The following is a 16,148-nucleotide window of genomic DNA, read 5'->3' on the forward strand; positions in this document are numbered from 1 at the left end:
GCCGGGGCCTTGGCGCGCGCGGCGGMTGCGGCAGCAGCCTCAGCGGCGGCCTGCGCGGCGGCGGCCTGCTCGGCGGCGATGCGGGCGTTCTCGGCGACCTGCCAGGCTGCCTGGGCGTCGACGGCAGCCTTCTCGGGCGCGGCCACACCGGCGACGACCGAGCGCAGGGAGACCAGGCTGACGCCGGGCGCGGTGAGCGCGGTGCTCACGGCACCGCTCGAGGCGGACAGGGCGGCGCGCGGGCCGTCGCCGGCATTGGGCACAGCGGCGAGCGTCGCGTTCGCGTGGTCGACGGCCGACTGTGCCGCGGCGGCAGCCRCCGCACGGCTGGCGGCGTAGGCGGCGGGCACGACGACCTGCTCGGCGGCCTGCTCGACGACCGCGTCGCGGTCCGMCGCGAGCGTCGCCTGGTCGACCCGCGTCTGGGCGTCCAGGGCCGCGTCGGCGGCGGCGAGGGCGCGCTGGTCGGAGCTGTACGCCGCGCCCCCGGCGGCCACCGCCAGCGCCGTGGCCGCCGCGATGCCGACCCAGACCGACCGGCGGACCGCGACGGACCGCGCCCGGGTGGACTCGACGAGGGGATCGCCGGCGGAACGCTGATGCGGGACGTCGACGACCGAGGGCGTGGGCTCGCTGACGACCGACGGCCGCTGGCTCGGCACGAGATCGAGCCGCTTCTTGGTGTCCTTGACCACGTCGCCTCCTTCGCGGGGACCCCGGGTGTGGCGCTGGGTGGGGCTTCCAAACTGTTCGGCACGCACGGCGTCCGCCTTGAGGCACTTGCCCAATTTCGCGAATCACCCATTCGGCCCAACGCGCCCCAAAGTGCCATCTCTCCGCACGAACACCAAATCGGAGGCGCTCGGCGATGATGAGGGCGTGACCGAACACTCGGGCCTCGACGCCCTCGACACCGCGATCCTGCGGGTGCTCGCGCTGGATGCTCGCGCGACGTTTGCGCAGGTGGGCGAGCAGGTCTCGCTCTCGGCGCCGGCGGTGAAGCGGCGCGTGGACCGGTTGCGCGAGCGGGGCGTCATCCGGGGGTTCACCGTCCGGCTCGATCCGGCCGCGATGGGCTGGCAGACCGAGGCGTTCGTCGAGCTCTTCTGCAACGGGTCCACCAGCCCGACCACCATGCGCGCGGCGGTCGAGCACTACCCCGAGGTCGTCGCCGCGAGCACCGTCACCGGCGACGTCGACCTCGTGGTGCAGGTGCGCGCGCGGGACATGCGGCACCTGGAGCGCGTCGTCGAGAAGCTGGCCGCCGAGCCGTTCGTGGCCCGCACGCGCTCGACCGTGGTGCTCTCCGCACTGGTCCGCCGTCCGGACGTGCCACCGGCGCCCGAGGGCTAACCCGCGACGGCCTCGACGGCCACGCACCGGTTGGTGACGACCATGACCGGGCAGTCGGAGTGGTGCAGCACCGCCTGGCTGGTGGAACCCAGCAGCAGCCCGGTGAAGCCGCCGCGGCCGCGGGAGCCGACGACGATGAGGTCGGTCGCCGCCGAGAACTCCGTGAGCAGCTCCGCTCCCGTCCCGTCGAGCGCGATGCGCCGCACGGTGAGGTCGGGATGGTCGACGAGCGCGCGGTCGACGACGACGTGCAGCCCCTCGGTGACGTCCCGCAGCACCTGCTCATGGTCCACCGTGGACGGCAGCCAGGCCAGGACGCCCGCCATCGACCCCACGGGCACGCCGGCGACGGCGGTCAGCTCGGCGCCCCACGCCTCGGCCTCCCCGATCGCGTACCGCAGGGCGTGCTCGGCCTGCGGTGATCCGTCGACGCCGACCACGATCCGCTTCACGGGCCGGGTCGCGGGGATCGGCGCGTCGTCGGGAAGCGTCTTGCCGTCCTCCCGGAGGGGGACGACGACGGTCGGGCAGTACGCGTGCGCGGGCAGTGCCGACGAGACCGTACCGAGCAGCCGGTCCGCGAACCCCCCGCGGCCGCGCGTACCGACCACGGCGAGCCGCACGTTGTGTGACAGCTCGACCAGCACGCCCGCCGCGTCGCCGGTGAGCACCTTCGCCGTCACCGGGACGCCCATCGACGCGACCCGCTCGGTCGCCTCGGCCAGCACGGCCTTGGCGCCCTCCTGGATCGCGGTGTCGTCGAGAGCGGCATACCCACCGTCGAGCGAGGCCGCCGTGAACGACGGCAGCGAGTAGCTGCAGACCAGCCGGACGCCCCAGCCGTGGGCGCGGGCCTGCGCCGCCGCCCAGTCGAGCGCGTGCAGGCTGGCGGCCGACCCGTCCACCCCGACGAGGACCACATCGTCACGCGTCATCCGGAGCCTCCGTGCTCGTCACGAGCCCGCCGTGCACTCGTCCAGTGTGCTCTCCGGGCGCACCGTTGCGCCCGTGAGGTACCGGAATGTTGCCATACGTTGGCGCAACTTTGACGAAAGGCCCGGAAACCGGCCCTCAGGCCACCACGTACTGCGACCAGAGCGGCTCGGACCGGACCGACGTGGTGCCGAACGCGACCGACCAGCGCGGCGCCCGCGGCACGAACGGGAGCTCCCAGCCGATCTCGTGCAGCAGCCGGTCGGCCTTGCGGTGGTTGCACCGCACGCAGGCGGCCACGACGTTGGTCCACTCGTGCCGGCCGCCGCGGGAGCGCGGGTGCACGTGGTCGACGGTGTCGGCCCCACCACCGCAGTACGCGCACCGGTGGTTGTCCCGCTGCAGCACCGTGCGGCGCGTGGGCGGCACGGGGCGACGGACCGGGACGTGCACGTAGCGGGTCAGGCACAGGACGACGGGCAGCGGGACGGTGACGCGCTCCGAGTGCAAGAGGCGACCGTCGGTCTCCAGCACGGTCGCCTTGCCGGTCATCACGAGCACGACGGCGCGCCGCAGGCTCACGATGCACAGGGGTTCCATGCTGGCGTTGAGCAGCAGGGTGCGTGCTCCGGACGCGATCAGCCCTGGCGAGCCGACCTCGGGTGCCGCCCCGCCGATGGCCTCGGTGGACAGCTTGGTGGCATTCATGAGCACGGCGTTCTCCCGACCTCGGGGGTCGGACCGGCTGGCTGCCGGCCCGGCGAAGCGAAGCAACAGCGTGATGCAGGGCCAGAGTACGCGACGGCCCGTTCGGGACGGGGCAACGGGCCGGTGAACGACGCGAGGCCCCGACGACATCGCTGTCGTCGGGACCTCGCGTGATGCAGCGCTGCTAGGCGTCAGCCGATCCGGATGAAGACCGGTGCGCTCTGCCAGATGGCGCGGAACTGGATCGTCTTGCCCGGGCGGGGCGAGTCGATCTGGTCGTTGCCGCCGGCGTAGATGGAGATGTGCCCGGGGCTCCAGATCAGGTCGCCCGGCTGGGCGTCCGCACGGGAGATGACCGTGCCGGCCGCCTTGATACCGCTGGACGTCCGCGGGAGCGAGATGCCGAGCTGCGCGTAGACGTAGGACACGAAGCCCGAGCAGTCGAAGCCGGCCGGGGTGGACCCGCCCGAGACGTACGGCGTGCCGACGTAGCGGGCAGCGACCTCGAGGACCGCGTTCCCCGCGACCGACTGCGGCACGGCCGCGTTGGTGGTGGGCGCAGCAGCCGCGGTGGTCGTCGCGGCGGCGGCGGCACGGGTGGTGCTGCGCGACGCGGCGACCTTGACCTTGGCCTTGACGGGCGGCGGGGGCGGCGGCGGCGGGGTCTCGGCCGTGACGGCCGGGATGTCGAACGTCAACGCGGCGTCGGCCGGGGCCGTGACGACGGGTGCGGTGTTCAGCACGGCGCGGGCCGAGGCCGTCAGCGCAGCGGTGTCCACCGCGGGCAGGGCGCCGGCCTCACCGGTGGGGGCGGCGCTGGCCGGGGAGCCGAGCATCGAGACGACGAGTCCCGACGATGCGGCGACGACAGCAGTACGGCGTCCGACGGTTCCCATCTGACCCGTCGCTGCAGCTGCAAGTTCGGTCAGTGGCGTCGAAGGACGGCGCGCCGCACGATGGCGGGCGCGAGTGGTGCTCACGGTCACGCGTTGCCTCTCCTGATGCCTACGAGGTCAGCTGTCGGGTTCGGGTGGGAGAACACCCGGCCGTGTCCCCGATCGAGATCGGATCTCCGGCTTCACCCCAAGGACACCGAACTTCCGGTGCCCGCAATTGGGTCCCCCGCCCCTGCCGGCGGATAGTGCGAACCTCGCGGCGGCGGCAGGGTTAGGCGTTCCGCTCGAGGGCTTCTCTGGAGGAGGGTTCCGGGGAAGCAGGTCGAACGTACAGGACTCCCCCGGCAATTGTCACGTTCCGATCACGGAGATCGTTGTTCTTGTTGGACGGTCGTCCTGCGGGCGCGGCGACGCGGCCGAGGTGACCTGCAAAGACGCCGATCAGAGGCGTGGGAGCGTGCGCACACACCACACGGACGGTGTCGACCAAAGATCACGGCCGATGCCGGTGAATCGCTCACAGGGGGCTCTCAGAGCCCTCACAGACGGCTCAGCGGGTGCCGACGAAGATGTGGCGCGCCACGTCGTCCGGCAGGTCCAGCACCGTCTCGGAGCCCGGCGCGGAGACCGTGACGACCCCGTCGGCCCGCTCGATCACGATCTCCTGGTGCGGCAGCACCCCGGCCTCGGCCAGCCGCGACAGCAGCTCGACGTCCACCTGCAGGGGCTCCGCGATGCGGGCCACGACCGCCCGCTCGACGCCGTCGGCCGCCGCGGCTCCGCGGTAGGTCACCAGGGAGGTGACGCCGTCGAGGAAGCCCTCGTGCGTCGTCTCCTCACCGATCTCCCCGAGGCCGGGGATCGGGTTGCCGTAGGGGTCGAAGTGCGGGTGGTCGAGGAGTGACGCCAGGCGCTTCTCGACGCGCTCGCTCATCACGTGCTCCCAGCGGCAGGCCTCCTCGTGGACGTACGGCCACTCCAGGCCGATCACGTCGGTGAGCAGGCGCTCCGCCAGGCGGTGCTTGCGCATGACGCGCACCGCCTTGTCGTGGCCCAGCTCGGTCAGCTCGAGGTGGCGGTCGCCGGTGACGACGACGAGGCCGTCCCGCTCCATGCGGGCGACGGTCTGCGAGACCGTGGGTCCCGAGTGTCCGAGCCGCTCGGCGATGCGGGCGCGCAGGGGGGTGATGCCTTCCTCGGTGAGCTCGTAGACCGTCTTGAGGTACATCTCCGTCGTGTCGATCAGGTCGCTCACTGCATGGCCTCCCGCGTCGCGTCATCGTGCGCAGGCGCCTGCCCGGTCGATCACGTGGGGGCGGGCGGCTGCGCTGGTGCACAGATTAGTTGGTCGAGCCGACAGCCGGGGGCCGCGACCGCCTATCCTCGGCCACGTGCCTGACGCCCACGAGATCACCATCCCCGCGCACCTGCTGCCGTCGGACGGCCGCTTCGGTTCCGGCCCGTCCAAGATCCGCCGGGCCCAGGTGGACGCGTTGGCCGGCCCCGCGGCGGCCCCGCTCGGCACGTCGCACCGCCAGGCACCCGTCCGCGCGCTGGTCGGCCGGGTCCGCGCCGGGCTCGCCGCGCTGCTCGACCTGCCCGACGGCTACGAGATCGTGCTAGGCAACGGCGGCTCGACGCTGTTCTGGGACGTGGCGACGCTCTGCCTGATCGAGGACCGCGCAGCGTTCGGCACCTTCGGCGAGTTCGGGGCCAAGTTCGCGGCGGCAGCGACCCGCGCCCCGTTCGTCGGCGAGCCCGTGGTCACCGCGGTGGCGCCCGGTGGCGTGGCCGTCCCCGCCTTCGCCGACGACGTCGACACCTACGCGTGGCCGCACAACGAGACGTCGACCGGCGTGGTCGCGCCCGTGCGCCGGGTGGCCGGCTCGCGCGAGCAGGGCGCGCTCGTGCTGGTGGACGGCACGTCCGGCGCCGGCGGGCTGGCCGTCGACGTGGCACAGACCGACGTCTACTACTTCGCGCCGCAGAAGTCGTTCGCCTCGGACGGCGGCCTGTGGCTCGCGGCGGCCTCCCCCGCGGCGATCGAGCGGGCCGAGCGGATCGAGTCGAGCGGGCGCTGGGTGCCCGAGTCGCTGTCGTTCACCACGGCGATCACCAACTCGCGCCTCGACCAGACCCTGAACACGCCCGCCATCGCGACGCTCGTGCTCCTGGCTGAGCAGCTCGACTGGATCCTCGGGAACGGCGGCCTGGCCTGGGCCGCCCAGCGCACCGCGATGTCGGCCGCGCACCTCTACGGCTGGGCGGAGTCGCGCGACTGGGCCACGCCCTTCGTCACCGACCCGGGCCTGCGCTCGAACGTCGTCGGCACCATCGACCTTGACCCCGAGATCGAGGCCCCCACCGTCGCTCGCGTCCTGCGGGCGCACGGCGTGGTCGACGTCGAGCCGTACCGCAAGCTGGGTCGCAACCAGCTCCGCGTCGCGATGTACCCCGCCGTCGAGCCCGACGACGTCCTGGCGCTGACGGCCTGCATCGACCACGTGGTCGAGCAGCTGTCCTGACAGACGGCTGCCCGCCTCCCGCGGTCAGCGCGGGAGGCGGGCATACGTCCACCTGAGCGGGTCAGGCGGTCGGGCGCCGGCGCCGGGCGATCGAGATGAGCGCGACGGTCAGGGCGCCGATGAGCACMAGCGAGCCGCCGATCAGCAGGAGCGGCTGCACCTCAGAGCCGGTGGCCRAGAGCACGGCGGCCGAGGAGGTGTCCGCGGGCGAGGAGCCCGCGGGTGCCACTGCCGCCGCGGGCTGCACGGGGTTGTCGGCCAGCACCTCGGTGTTCGGCGGGCTGGTGAGGCAGGTGGGGGTCGACGGCGGGTAGGCAACGGTCACCGTGGCCTCAGGGGTCGCCGCGGCCTGAGCGGTCGCCGTAGCCTGAGCGGTCGCCGTGGCCTGGAACTTCACCTTGACGCTGGGGCGGACCCAGTCGAACTCGTCGCCCTCGACCCACGTGCCGTCCGGAAGCTGGCGCCAGCCTGGCCAGTCGACGCCCTTGCCTCCGGGACCAGGCACGGCTCCCGGCCAGAGAACCTTCCCGCTCAGCGGCTGGTTGGCGTAGACGACGTTGGCGCCGTTCGGGTTGAGCCACGTGATCGTCGCCGTCGTGCTCGGCGATCCAGTCGCCGCGATGTTGTACGAGAGGTACGGCACGTCGTTGTCGCAGACCGGTGACAGCGTGTGGACCGCGAGCTGGCACACCTGGGGGGCGCCGTAGGAGTCGACGGGGTTGAGGCACCCGTACGAGGAGATCGTGGGGTCCTGCGACGGGGCACCGTCGGCCGCCGAGGACGGCAACGCACCGATGGCGGCGACGAGGACTGCGAGGAGCGCGACGACCGCGCCCCGTACGAGCCTGACCATGACTTCGCCCCTGTCGGCTAATCGGACATTTCGGTCCCATTGTGCTGCCTGGCGACGCGTTCGAGCATGGGCATAACGGGTGATTTAGTGCGGAAACGGACTCCTCAGCCTTCCGGGCACGCCACGACGACCTGCCCCGGGCTGGTCAGCGTCGGGGTGGTCCACACCGACACGTGGCCGTCACGCACCGGGACGTCGAACCTGTAGGTCTCGTGCGCGCCGGGCTCGAGCCACGACGTGACCACCTGGACCGACCGGTCGGCCGCCTCCCCCGTCCCGCCGGAGACGTAGCCGTCGTCCAGACGGAGCGCGTCGAGGGTGGCCCCGACCGGCGAGTAGACGGTGATGTTCGTCGCGAGCCAGCCCACGGGCAGCTCCGTGCCGCTCCAGCCGGTGACGTACTTCGGGAAGGTCGCGACGTCGGCGGGCGGTGCGTAGCTGAGGTCGAGCCGGACCGTCGCGGTCGGGTCCGGGCCCGCACAGCGCAGGTCCTCGACGGTGACGGCCGTGCTCAGGTAGTAGCCGAGCTTGCCTGCGGTCCCGTCATTGAGGAACACGCCGGTCGCATCCGGGAAGGGGCCCGTGAGGAAGGCGGCACCGACGCTCGTCGACGCGAGCTTCTTCTGCTCCTCCGGGTGGGCCGACCACATCCGGAGCCGACCCTCGGCGCCCGCCCGCGCCAGCGCGTCGACGACCGCCCGCGGCTCGCCCTGCCCCGCGCCGACGGCACGGAAGATCGACGACGCGACGCCGGTGTAGAAGGCGTCGCCGGCCGCGGCGTCGTCGCCGAACCTGAGGTACGAGTCGCGCAGCAGGACCTGCAGGACGTTCGACTCGTCGATCTGGAGGCCGCTCGGCTCCGTCACCGCACCGGTGGCGCCGAGCAGGTAGGAGACCGCGACGGGGTCGGTGGCGACGATGCCGTCGACATGCTCGCCCATGTCCCGCTCCCACCGCGCGGTGAGCAGCTGCGCACTGCGGGGGAAGTCGGGAGTCATCACCGCGTCCTGCACCCAGCGGCCGAGCCGGTCGGTGTCGAACCGCTGCTCGTCCTCGCTGAGCGGGAGGATCGAGGTGGCGATACCGGGCAGGTCGGCGGTCGTGCGCTGCTCGGTGAGGTCGATCGTGCCGTCGTCGGCGTGCAGCACCGCGAAGGCACCGACGATGCCGCCGGCGCTGCGCAGCTCCGAGGAGTTGAGGGAGACCAGCAGGTAGGTCCGCGGGCCGTCCGCCCCCAGCATCGCCGGCAGCAGCGTGGCCACCTGCGACCCCGCGTCGAGCGCGCCGCTGACCCGGTCCATGCCCTCCTGCACCTGCGTCACCGGACCCGCCAGCTGAGGGAGCAGCGCGCCGGTGTCGATCGCGCCGACGGCGGCCTGCGCCTCGCGCGCGCTCACGGCGGCGGCCTGGATGTCGGGTGCCGCGGCGACCAGCGGCGCGAGGTCGATCCGGCCGTCGGTGCCCGGCGCCTCCTGCGCGAGCAGCACGTCGTCGATGCGCCCGATGGCCGGCACCGACTCGCGCACCACGTCCTCGAGCGAGGTGGACACGATGCGGACCGCCGTCAGCTGAGCCCCGACCCGGGGGAGGTGCTCGGCCAGCCGCCACACCGGGTCGCTCGTCGCGCTGCGGGCCTGGGCGAGGTCTGCCTGGACCTCCGGGAGCCGCGCCTGGATCTGCTGGGTGTCGCCGCCCCCGACGTCACCCTCGAGATCGGCCACGACGTCCTTGGCGGCGAGAAGCCCGGTACCCGCCTGGTAGACCCGGAACGCCAGCCAGCCGCCAGCGAGCACCAGCAGCGCGATCACCGCCAGCACGACGCGCAAGACGGTCCTGCGCGGTGCCGCTTCCGGCGAGGGCACATCCGACGGCGGGCTCGCCTCGGGCGCGCGCGGCTCGTCGATCGTGGCACTCACGGACCGATCGTGACATCTCGGACATCCCGGACGACATGCCTGCGGCGCTCTTCACCCGGGCTTCCACCCGGTCGGCCGTCAGGCCGCGGTCTGGCGGTCCGCCGCCTCCTGCGCGCCGAGCCGGGCCGCGGTCTCGACGCGCCGGTCGGGCAGCGTCGGGTGGACCACCTCGAGGTGGGGCCGAGTGCGCACGTGGTAGCGGACTGTGACGTCCCACTTCTTCCACGCCCACAGAGCGGCACCGGTGGCGACGAGCAGGGCGGAGATCGAGCCGATGCCGATGGCCCAGCGCGCGCCGTACGTCTGGCCGATCCAACCGACGATGGGCGACCCGATGGGCGTGGCCCCCAGGAACACCATCATGTACAGCGCCATCACCCGGCCACGGACGGCGGGGTCGGTGCTCATCTGGATGGTCGCGTTGGCCGCGGTCATCATGGTCAGCGACGCCAGCCCGACCGGGATGCACGCGATCGCGAACGACAGGTACGTCGGCATCAGGGCCATGACGCCCGTCGCGATGCCGAACCCGAACGCCGCGCCGATGACCAGGCGCACGCGGGGTCGCTCGCGCCGGGCGGCCAGGAGCGCACCGGTCAGCGAGCCGATCGCGAGGACCGACCCGAGGATGCCGTACTCCCCCGCGCCCCGGCCGAACTCGGTGCGCGCCATCAGGGCGCTGGTCAGCTGGAAGTTCAGGCCGAACGTGGAGACGACGCCGACGACCACCATGATCACGAGGATGTCGCTGCGCCCGCGGACGTAGGCGATGCCCTCGCGCAGCTGGCCCTTGGCGCGCGGAGCCGTCGGCATCGGGTTCAGCTCGGAGGTACGCATGCGGGTGAGCGAGAAGATCGTCGCGCCGAACGTCACCGCGTTGATGATGAACACMCACCCGGTGCCCACGGCGGCGATGAGCAGCCCAGCCACGCCCGGGCCGATGAGGCGGGCGGCGTTGAAGCTCGCGCTGTTCAGGCCGACGGCGTTGGAGAGCTTGCTGGCGGGAACCAGCTCCGCGACGAAGGTCTGGCGCACCGGCCCGTCGATGGCGGTCACGCAGCCCAGGGTCAGCGCGAACAGATAGACCTGCCAGAGCTGCGCGTGCCCGGACAGGACGAGGACGCCGAGCCCGCCGGCGAGCACGCCCTGACCCACCTGCGTCGCCATGAGCAGCTTGCGGCGGTCCACCCGGTCCGCCAGCAGCCCCGCGTACGGGGACAGGAAGAGCACCGGCGCGAACTGCAGGGCGGTGGTGATGCCGACGGCCACACCCGAGAGGTCGGTCAGTTCGGTGAGCACCAGCCAGTCCTGGGCGACGCGCTGCATCCAGGTGCCCACGTTCGCCACCAGCGCTCCGGCGAACCACAGCCGGTAGTTCCGGAACTTCAGCGAGGAGAACGTGGGACTCATGAACTGGCGATCCTCCGGAGGAGCTCGGCGGCGTCGACGAGCAGCGCGCGCTCGTCGGAGGTGAGGGTGCCCAGGCGCCCGGCGAGCCAGGCGTCGCGACGACGTCGGGTCTCGTGGACCTCGGCAACGCCGGCGTCCGTGAGACTGACGACGACCTGCCGACCGTCGGTCGGGTGCTCCGACTTGGCGACGAGGCCCAGGTCCACCAACGAGTTGACCGTGCGGGTCATGCTCGGCGGCTGGATCCGCTCGCGCTCGGCCAGTTGGCCGGGCGCCATCGGACCCTGCTTGATGAGCCAGACGAGGACCGTGTACTGCGGGTCCGTCAGCCCGGCGGCGCCGCGTTCCGCCCGGATCCGCCGCGAGGCCTGGCCGATTGCGAGACGGAGCTCACCGGCGAGGTCACGGGGAGAGGGCATGATCGTTAGCCTAACTCATTACCTTACGTAATGAAACTTCGCCCGCGTCCGACCAGTCGGCCACCGTACCCTGTGCGGCATGAGCATCCGGCAGCGGCAGGTGGTGATCGGGCTCCTGGTGCTAGTCGGCATCAGCGCCGCCGTGCTCGTGCTCAACCCCTGGCAGGTGCAGGACGTCTTCGATGCACCGATCACCAGGGGCCTCGTCCGACTGCACGACCTCGGCGTGCCGGCGATCGTCAACCTGCACGCGGCGGAGTTCGGCGCCAACATCCTGCTGTTCGTCCCGCTCGGCCTGCTCACCGCGCTGCTCGCCCCGCGCAGGTACTGGTGGGTCGTGCTGCTGGCGCTGGTCGGCCTGTCGGTCGGCATCGAGCTCGTGCAGGCGATCGGGCTCCCCTCCCGGCGCTCGTCGGCGCGGGACGTGCTGGGCAACTCGCTCGGGGCGGCGATCGGGGTCGGCCTGTCGCTGGTGCTCCGCAAGCAGCCGGACGCCGTCCGCGAGATCGAGCGATGACGGCCGGACGGGCACGACAGGTCACGATCGCACTGTTCGTCGTCTACCTGGTCGGCCTCGCGCGTGTGACGCTCTGGCCAGAGTTCGGGACTGGTGACGCCTTCGACCTGGTCCGCACGGTGCTCGCCTGGCTGGGTTCCCACGGCATCGCGCTCACCTACTCCGCGACCGAGTACACCGCCAACATCGTGCTCTTCGTGCCCTTCGGCGTCCTGGTCGGGCTGCTCACCCGACTGCGGCCGTGGACCGTCGTCGGGCTCGGGCTGGCGACGTCGACGGCCATCGAGCTGACGCAGCTGCTGTTCCTCCCCGACCGGGTGGCCGACGTGCGCGACCTCATCGCGAATACGCTGGGGACGGCGGTCGGTGCTGGCATCCTAGTCGTCGCCCGGCGCCGGTCGCGGACCCGCGAGCCGGTGCCCGTCCCCGCCGGCTGACTACGGCCCGAGGAACACCTGGGAACAGAGCATCTCGCCGTCGTCGAGCAGGCAGCCGATGCACACCTGGTCGAGCCCGGTGTCAAGCAGGTTGGCGCGATGGCCGGCGGAAACCAGCCGGGCGTCGGGGACGTCGTGCGGTGTCGCCGCCCCGCGTGACAGGTTCTCCGCTGCCACCGTCGACGGCGGGCACGCCTCGAGCACGGGCGTCAACGGTGCGTGCTCCAGCGCCTCACCTACCAACGCCTTCGCCCGGAGGTCCGCCTCGCTCGCTGCACACTCCGAGACCGTCAGCGCCGGCAACCCCTCGCCCGCGCGTGCGTCGTTGGTCGCGACCACGAGTTCGGCGGCGTACGTCGCAGGATCGGCGCCATCGACCGACCACGGCCGGGGTTTGGACCCGACGGTCGCGCAACCAGCAGCAACGCGACGGCGGCGAGACGACGCCCGCCCCCACCAGCACCCAACCCAGCCGAGATCGCACGGTTAAGAACGCCCCAGCGCGCAGCAGGCCCAGACGGCGGCTTCCCCCGGCCCATGCCGCAGCCGGCCGCACTCGACCAAGACCTGAGAGTGGCCGCTAGGGAGACGCCGACTGTTGCGCAAGTCAAATCCGAGCGCGTGGGCAAGCAGCGCCGCGTCACCAACGAAGGCTAGTCGGAGCCTGTGGCGAGGTTGCGACAGAATTGCATGTACGGATACATGCTCATTGCCTTACGTAATGAGAGTCCTCGCGGACCGCCTACCCTGTTCGTATGAAGACGCGGGGCAGTCGATGGGCTGTCGCGCTGCTCACTACCTTCAGCGTCGCCGCACTCGTCATCGTCTTGAGTCCGTGGCCGCTTCAGACCGTCGCCGCCGGCCCGACAGACCGCGCCATCGCCAGCATGCACGGTCACGGCGTCCCACATCGCATCAACTACAAGCTGACCGAGTTCGTAGCAAACATCGCTCTATTTGTGCCAATTGGTGCGCTCGGCCTTTTGCTGCTGCGGCGGCGCCCGTGGTGGCACGTGATCTTCGCGGCGGCGGCCGTATCGATCGCGCTGGAGTGCGTCCAGGGGCTCGCACTGCCGAGACGTACCGCGTCCATCTGGGACGCGGCCGCCAACACGGCTGGTGCTGTCCTGGGCTTAGCGCTGACGGCCGCCGTCCTGCACCTTCGAAGATGCGCGCGCGGCGACAAGATTGGCCACGCGCCAGAGAAGTAGGACCTCGACATCGAGAACCAGCGACCAGGCAGTTGGTGTTGGTGTGTGACGCGAGCGGTGACACCAACGAGCACGCTCCGCTCGACCGAACACGCTGCCGACACGCCCCGTAGGGCCCGAGAAGTGCGCCGGCATAAAACCGCCGACCCCGCGGAGGCCCGGGGCGTCGGCACCCGCGCTGGTACGTCCTGAGAGGCGCCCGCCGCGTCAGCTCCCACGGCCGGCGAACGACTCCGCCGAGGGCGCCGCGCGGCGCGGCTTGCGCACACGTCGCGAGGTGCGGCCCTTCACCGTGGAATGAGACGATTGGATGACCTCGGAGCCACCCTGTGCGCAGCAGTGTCATCTCCGCCTCTCACGACCTCGACGGAGGAAATGTTTGTGACGGAAATGCCACCGCGCGTGATCCCTGTGGGACGCCTACAGGCACTCGACTACATGCGCCTCACTGCTGCGCTCTCTGTGTTGTCGTTTCACTACTTTTTCAACGGCGTCCTGAACGGCAAGATCGCGTCGTTGGACGAACCGTCACCTGTGGCGCAAGTTGCCAAGTACGGACACCTAGGAGTCAATTGGTTCTTCCTCATCAGCGGCTTCATCATCTTCCAGTCCGCGCACGGGAAGACACCGCGGGAGTTTGCGGTGGGACGAGCCGTACGCTTGTATCCCGCTTTTTGGGCCGCAGTCATCGTCACGTCAACTGTCACAGCGGTCTGGGGCGCGAGGTCACATCTCGGCGTAGACCCGGTGCAGGTGCTGGCGAACTTCACGATGGTTCCGAGGCTCTTCGGCGAACAGCCGGTCGACGGTGTCTACTGGACTTTGCAGCTCGAGATCATCTTCTACGTTGCCGTGTACATGTTCCTGTGCGCCGGCCGTATGAACTTCTTCTCGAAACTGCTCCCGCTGTGGGCCCTCGCGACCGCCGCTGGCGTCCTCATATCTGTGCCGGACTCCACGCCGCTCCTCGGAGGCTACTTTGCGCTCTTCGCCGCCGGCGCGATCATCGCGGAGATCCAGCGTGACGGGTGGACTCCATGGCGAGCTAGTGGGTTGATCGCCGGGTATACGGCGTCGGCGGTCACAGCGACGCGGCATGTCCATCAGTTGACCGGACAACTTGGTGCGCCTTTTAACGACGGCCTTGTCGCAGTTCTCGTCCTGCTTCTATTCGGATCGCTCCTGCTGCTAGCGGTGCCAGCCGTGCGCGAGGTCCGGCTCCCGGCCGCAGTCATGCTGGGCGCATTGACATACCCCCTCTACCTGATCCATGCACACGTCGGGTACATCGCACTCACGTACGCAGCGACGCCGAGGACGCAGGCCGTGGCGTACTGCGGAATCGTCGCCGCCGTCGGAGTCGTAGCCTGGACGATTCATCGCTTGATCGAACGCCGTCCCCGATCAGCATGGTTTAAGGGGTTCGACGCCGCCTACGCGGTCTGCGCCGATCTTGGGTTAAGGGTCGCGCGCCGGCTCACCGGCAGATGGGGGCGGAGGCCGTCCGGCGCTCACTTAGCGCCACCTCGACCGCTCGACGCGTCGACTGGCAGGGAGTGAACCCCAATTGGTCAGAGGACACGCGCCCGAGACCTCGCTGGCACACCCACCGCGATACTGTCGGCCGGCACGTCCGTAAGTACCACTGCGTTCGCCCCAATCACGGATCGATCCCCTACCTGCACGGCTCCCAAGATCCGTGCGCCGGCACCGATCACGACGTCCGCGCCTATGACGCCGGCTCGAGCGTCGCTCCCGTCGGGGCTACGTGCGCCGATCGTCACGCCCTGCTGGATTTCGCAACGAGGCCCGATCCTCACGCCGTCGCCGATCACGACGCCGGTCGGATGGTGCAAGACCAGCCCAGGCGCAATGCGTGATTCCCAGGAGATGTCGGCGCCGGTCAGCAGATGGTTGAACTGCTTAAGCACCGATCCGAGTAAGCCGACTTGGGCGCCTGCAGCCTGGCTGGCCCGAAACAGACTGACAGCGACGAACCGCACGGTCAAGGCATCCGCAAGCAACGGGCGGCCATCTCGGCGGTTGGCCGCGAGGTCTCCACGCCAAGCCGAGAATGCATCCACGCCGACCATCAGAAGGACTTCACGCTGTCAGCGAGCCGGGAAGCAATTCCCGGCACCATCGCGGCAATTCGGGCGGTCGTCTCCTCGAGCGCGCGAATGTCATTCGCGACTGCCTCGGGCGACGCGATTGTGGCCAGCTCGCGGGAAGCGTGCTCGACCCCAAACACTGAGAGGTAGTCGCGGTACTTGAATTCAGGCTCCGCTCGAACGTCTGAGGCGAAACTCACCAGGCGCCCTGGCACGCCCAGGGCGTGTGCGAAGACCAACCCGTGCAGGCTGGACGTTGCAACGTAGTCCGAACACGAGATGACTGATGCCATGGTCAGAGGATCCCAGTTTGGCAGCGCGATTCGATACCCGGCGCTCCGCGCGGACTCGATCGACCGCTGCGCTGCCTTGGATCCGAACGTTGCGAAGTGAGGGATCAGGAGCGCACGGGATCGCGGGACCGAGCGGGAGAACCCTAAGGTCCCAATCATGAGCCCAGGGTCCCCAAGGACTGCATCGGCTGAGAGTCCCAGACAGTCGCGGGTGAGCTCGCCGCGGACGGCCAGCACCTTGGACGTGCCGAAGCTCTTTCGGTTCACAGGTGCGGGATTCCGGATGCCGCTACCAAATATTGCTGCGGTGCTTCCGACCTCCTCATACACATTCAGGATCGATCCGACGGAGAACAAGTCAGCGGTCGCCGGGGGCGACCACTTGACCGGCTGACCGAGGATCTCGCGCAGGATCAAGCCGCCGACTGCGTCGCCAAAGTTGCTCGGACCCCGTCTCGACCGGCGGGCTAGCTCAATCCATGCCCCCCTGTTGTACACAGCTTCACGGGCAAGATCGCGAGGCGATCGCATGGGCGACCACCAGAAGGCCTTCACAGCCATCTGCT

General features: G+C 70.6%; 18 protein-coding genes and 1 riboswitch. Of the genes, 6 read left to right on the forward strand and 12 right to left on the reverse strand.

The window, feature by feature from the left end; translation table 11 throughout:
- On the reverse strand, window positions 1-695 hold a 695-nt coding region (locus AC1DYZ_RS18505; RefSeq protein ID WP_477066584.1), incomplete at its 3' end, for a hypothetical protein.
- 184 nt (window positions 696-879) lie between these two features.
- On the opposite strand from AC1DYZ_RS18505, the gene AC1DYZ_RS18510 reads away from it, so the two are divergent.
- Window positions 880-1,353 carry an Lrp/AsnC family transcriptional regulator gene (locus tag AC1DYZ_RS18510; RefSeq protein WP_456825336.1) on the forward strand — a complete coding sequence of 158 codons (474 nt, stop codon included), beginning with the start codon at window positions 880-882 and terminating at the stop codon, window positions 1,351-1,353.
- Here AC1DYZ_RS18510 and AC1DYZ_RS18515 read toward each other — a convergent pair.
- From AC1DYZ_RS18515 to AC1DYZ_RS18530, 4 genes are all read right to left on the reverse strand, one after another.
- A complete protein-coding gene (locus AC1DYZ_RS18515; RefSeq protein WP_477066585.1) occupies window positions 1,350-2,288 on the reverse strand; it encodes a universal stress protein in 939 nt (312 codons plus the stop codon). The genes AC1DYZ_RS18510 and AC1DYZ_RS18515 overlap by 4 nt on opposite strands.
- 136 nt (window positions 2,289-2,424) lie before the next feature.
- Window positions 2,425-3,000: an HNH endonuclease gene (locus AC1DYZ_RS18520; protein ID WP_456825338.1), complete on the reverse strand. Its 576-nt coding sequence runs from the start codon at window positions 2,998-3,000 to the stop codon at window positions 2,425-2,427.
- A gap of 185 nt (window positions 3,001-3,185) precedes the next feature.
- A complete protein-coding gene (locus AC1DYZ_RS18525) occupies window positions 3,186-3,980 on the reverse strand; it encodes a C40 family peptidase (protein ID WP_477066586.1) in 795 nt (264 codons plus the stop codon).
- 2 nt (window positions 3,981-3,982) lie between these two features.
- Window positions 3,983-4,178, reverse strand: a riboswitch (cyclic di-AMP (ydaO/yuaA leader).
- 262 nt (window positions 4,179-4,440) lie between these two features.
- Entirely contained in the window at window positions 4,441-5,145 is a 705-nt protein-coding gene (locus AC1DYZ_RS18530) for an iron-dependent transcriptional repressor DtxR (RefSeq protein ID WP_477066587.1), read from the reverse strand.
- 136 nt (window positions 5,146-5,281) lie between these two features.
- Between AC1DYZ_RS18530 and serC the strand changes: the two genes are divergently transcribed.
- Window positions 5,282-6,415: a phosphoserine transaminase gene (serC, locus tag AC1DYZ_RS18535; RefSeq protein ID WP_477066588.1), complete on the forward strand. Its 1,134-nt coding sequence runs from the start codon at window positions 5,282-5,284 to the stop codon at window positions 6,413-6,415.
- Between the two features lie 61 nt (window positions 6,416-6,476).
- On the opposite strand, the gene AC1DYZ_RS18540 is transcribed toward serC, so the two are convergent.
- From AC1DYZ_RS18540 to AC1DYZ_RS18555, 4 genes are all read right to left on the reverse strand, one after another.
- Entirely contained in the window at window positions 6,477-7,268 is a 792-nt protein-coding gene (locus AC1DYZ_RS18540; protein WP_477066589.1) for an LPXTG cell wall anchor domain-containing protein, read from the reverse strand.
- Between the two features lie 104 nt (window positions 7,269-7,372).
- Window positions 7,373-9,184: a DUF4012 domain-containing protein gene (locus AC1DYZ_RS18545; RefSeq protein WP_477066590.1), complete on the reverse strand. Its 1,812-nt coding sequence runs from the start codon at window positions 9,182-9,184 to the stop codon at window positions 7,373-7,375.
- A 78-nt stretch (window positions 9,185-9,262) separates the two neighbouring features.
- Window positions 9,263-10,594 carry an MFS transporter gene (locus tag AC1DYZ_RS18550; protein ID WP_477066591.1) on the reverse strand — a complete coding sequence of 444 codons (1,332 nt, stop codon included), beginning with the start codon at window positions 10,592-10,594 and terminating at the stop codon, window positions 9,263-9,265.
- On the reverse strand, window positions 10,591-11,013 hold the full coding sequence (locus AC1DYZ_RS18555; RefSeq protein ID WP_477066592.1) for a MarR family winged helix-turn-helix transcriptional regulator: 423 nt from the start codon (window positions 11,011-11,013) through the stop codon (window positions 10,591-10,593). The genes AC1DYZ_RS18550 and AC1DYZ_RS18555 overlap by 4 nt, the downstream gene beginning before the upstream one ends.
- A gap of 79 nt (window positions 11,014-11,092) precedes the next feature.
- On the opposite strand from AC1DYZ_RS18555, the gene AC1DYZ_RS18560 reads away from it, so the two are divergent.
- A complete protein-coding gene (locus tag AC1DYZ_RS18560) occupies window positions 11,093-11,530 on the forward strand; it encodes a VanZ family protein (protein WP_477066593.1) in 438 nt (145 codons plus the stop codon).
- The gene (locus AC1DYZ_RS18565; RefSeq protein ID WP_477066594.1) at window positions 11,527-11,967 is read left to right on the forward strand and encodes a VanZ family protein; all 441 of its coding nucleotides are present in this window, start codon (window positions 11,527-11,529) and stop codon (window positions 11,965-11,967) included. Before AC1DYZ_RS18560 ends, AC1DYZ_RS18565 begins: the two co-directional genes overlap by 4 nt.
- Here AC1DYZ_RS18565 and AC1DYZ_RS18570 read toward each other — a convergent pair whose 3' ends face one another.
- A complete protein-coding gene (locus AC1DYZ_RS18570) occupies window positions 11,968-12,306 on the reverse strand; it encodes a CAP domain-containing protein (protein WP_477066595.1) in 339 nt (112 codons plus the stop codon).
- Window positions 12,307-12,722: 416 nt separating this feature from the next.
- Here AC1DYZ_RS18570 and AC1DYZ_RS18575 point away from each other — a divergent pair, with 416 nt between their 5' ends.
- Window positions 12,723-13,178, forward strand: coding sequence for a VanZ family protein (locus tag AC1DYZ_RS18575; RefSeq protein ID WP_477066596.1), 456 nt, complete (start codon window positions 12,723-12,725; stop codon window positions 13,176-13,178).
- A 402-nt stretch (window positions 13,179-13,580) separates the two neighbouring features.
- Window positions 13,581-14,738, forward strand: a complete 1,158-nt coding sequence (locus AC1DYZ_RS18580; RefSeq protein WP_477066597.1) for an acyltransferase family protein — start codon at window positions 13,581-13,583, stop codon at window positions 14,736-14,738.
- 11 nt (window positions 14,739-14,749) lie between these two features.
- Here AC1DYZ_RS18580 and AC1DYZ_RS18585 read toward each other — a convergent pair whose 3' ends face one another.
- Window positions 14,750-15,262, reverse strand: a complete 513-nt coding sequence (locus tag AC1DYZ_RS18585; protein WP_477066598.1) for a serine O-acetyltransferase — start codon at window positions 15,260-15,262, stop codon at window positions 14,750-14,752.
- Window positions 15,263-15,270: 8 nt separating this feature from the next.
- On the reverse strand, window positions 15,271-16,137 hold the full coding sequence (locus AC1DYZ_RS18590) for a polysaccharide pyruvyl transferase family protein (RefSeq protein ID WP_477066599.1): 867 nt from the start codon (window positions 16,135-16,137) through the stop codon (window positions 15,271-15,273).
- Between the last annotated feature and the right edge of the window lie 11 nt (window positions 16,138-16,148).

Source organism: Cellulomonas sp. P1_C4 (assembly GCF_056406355.1).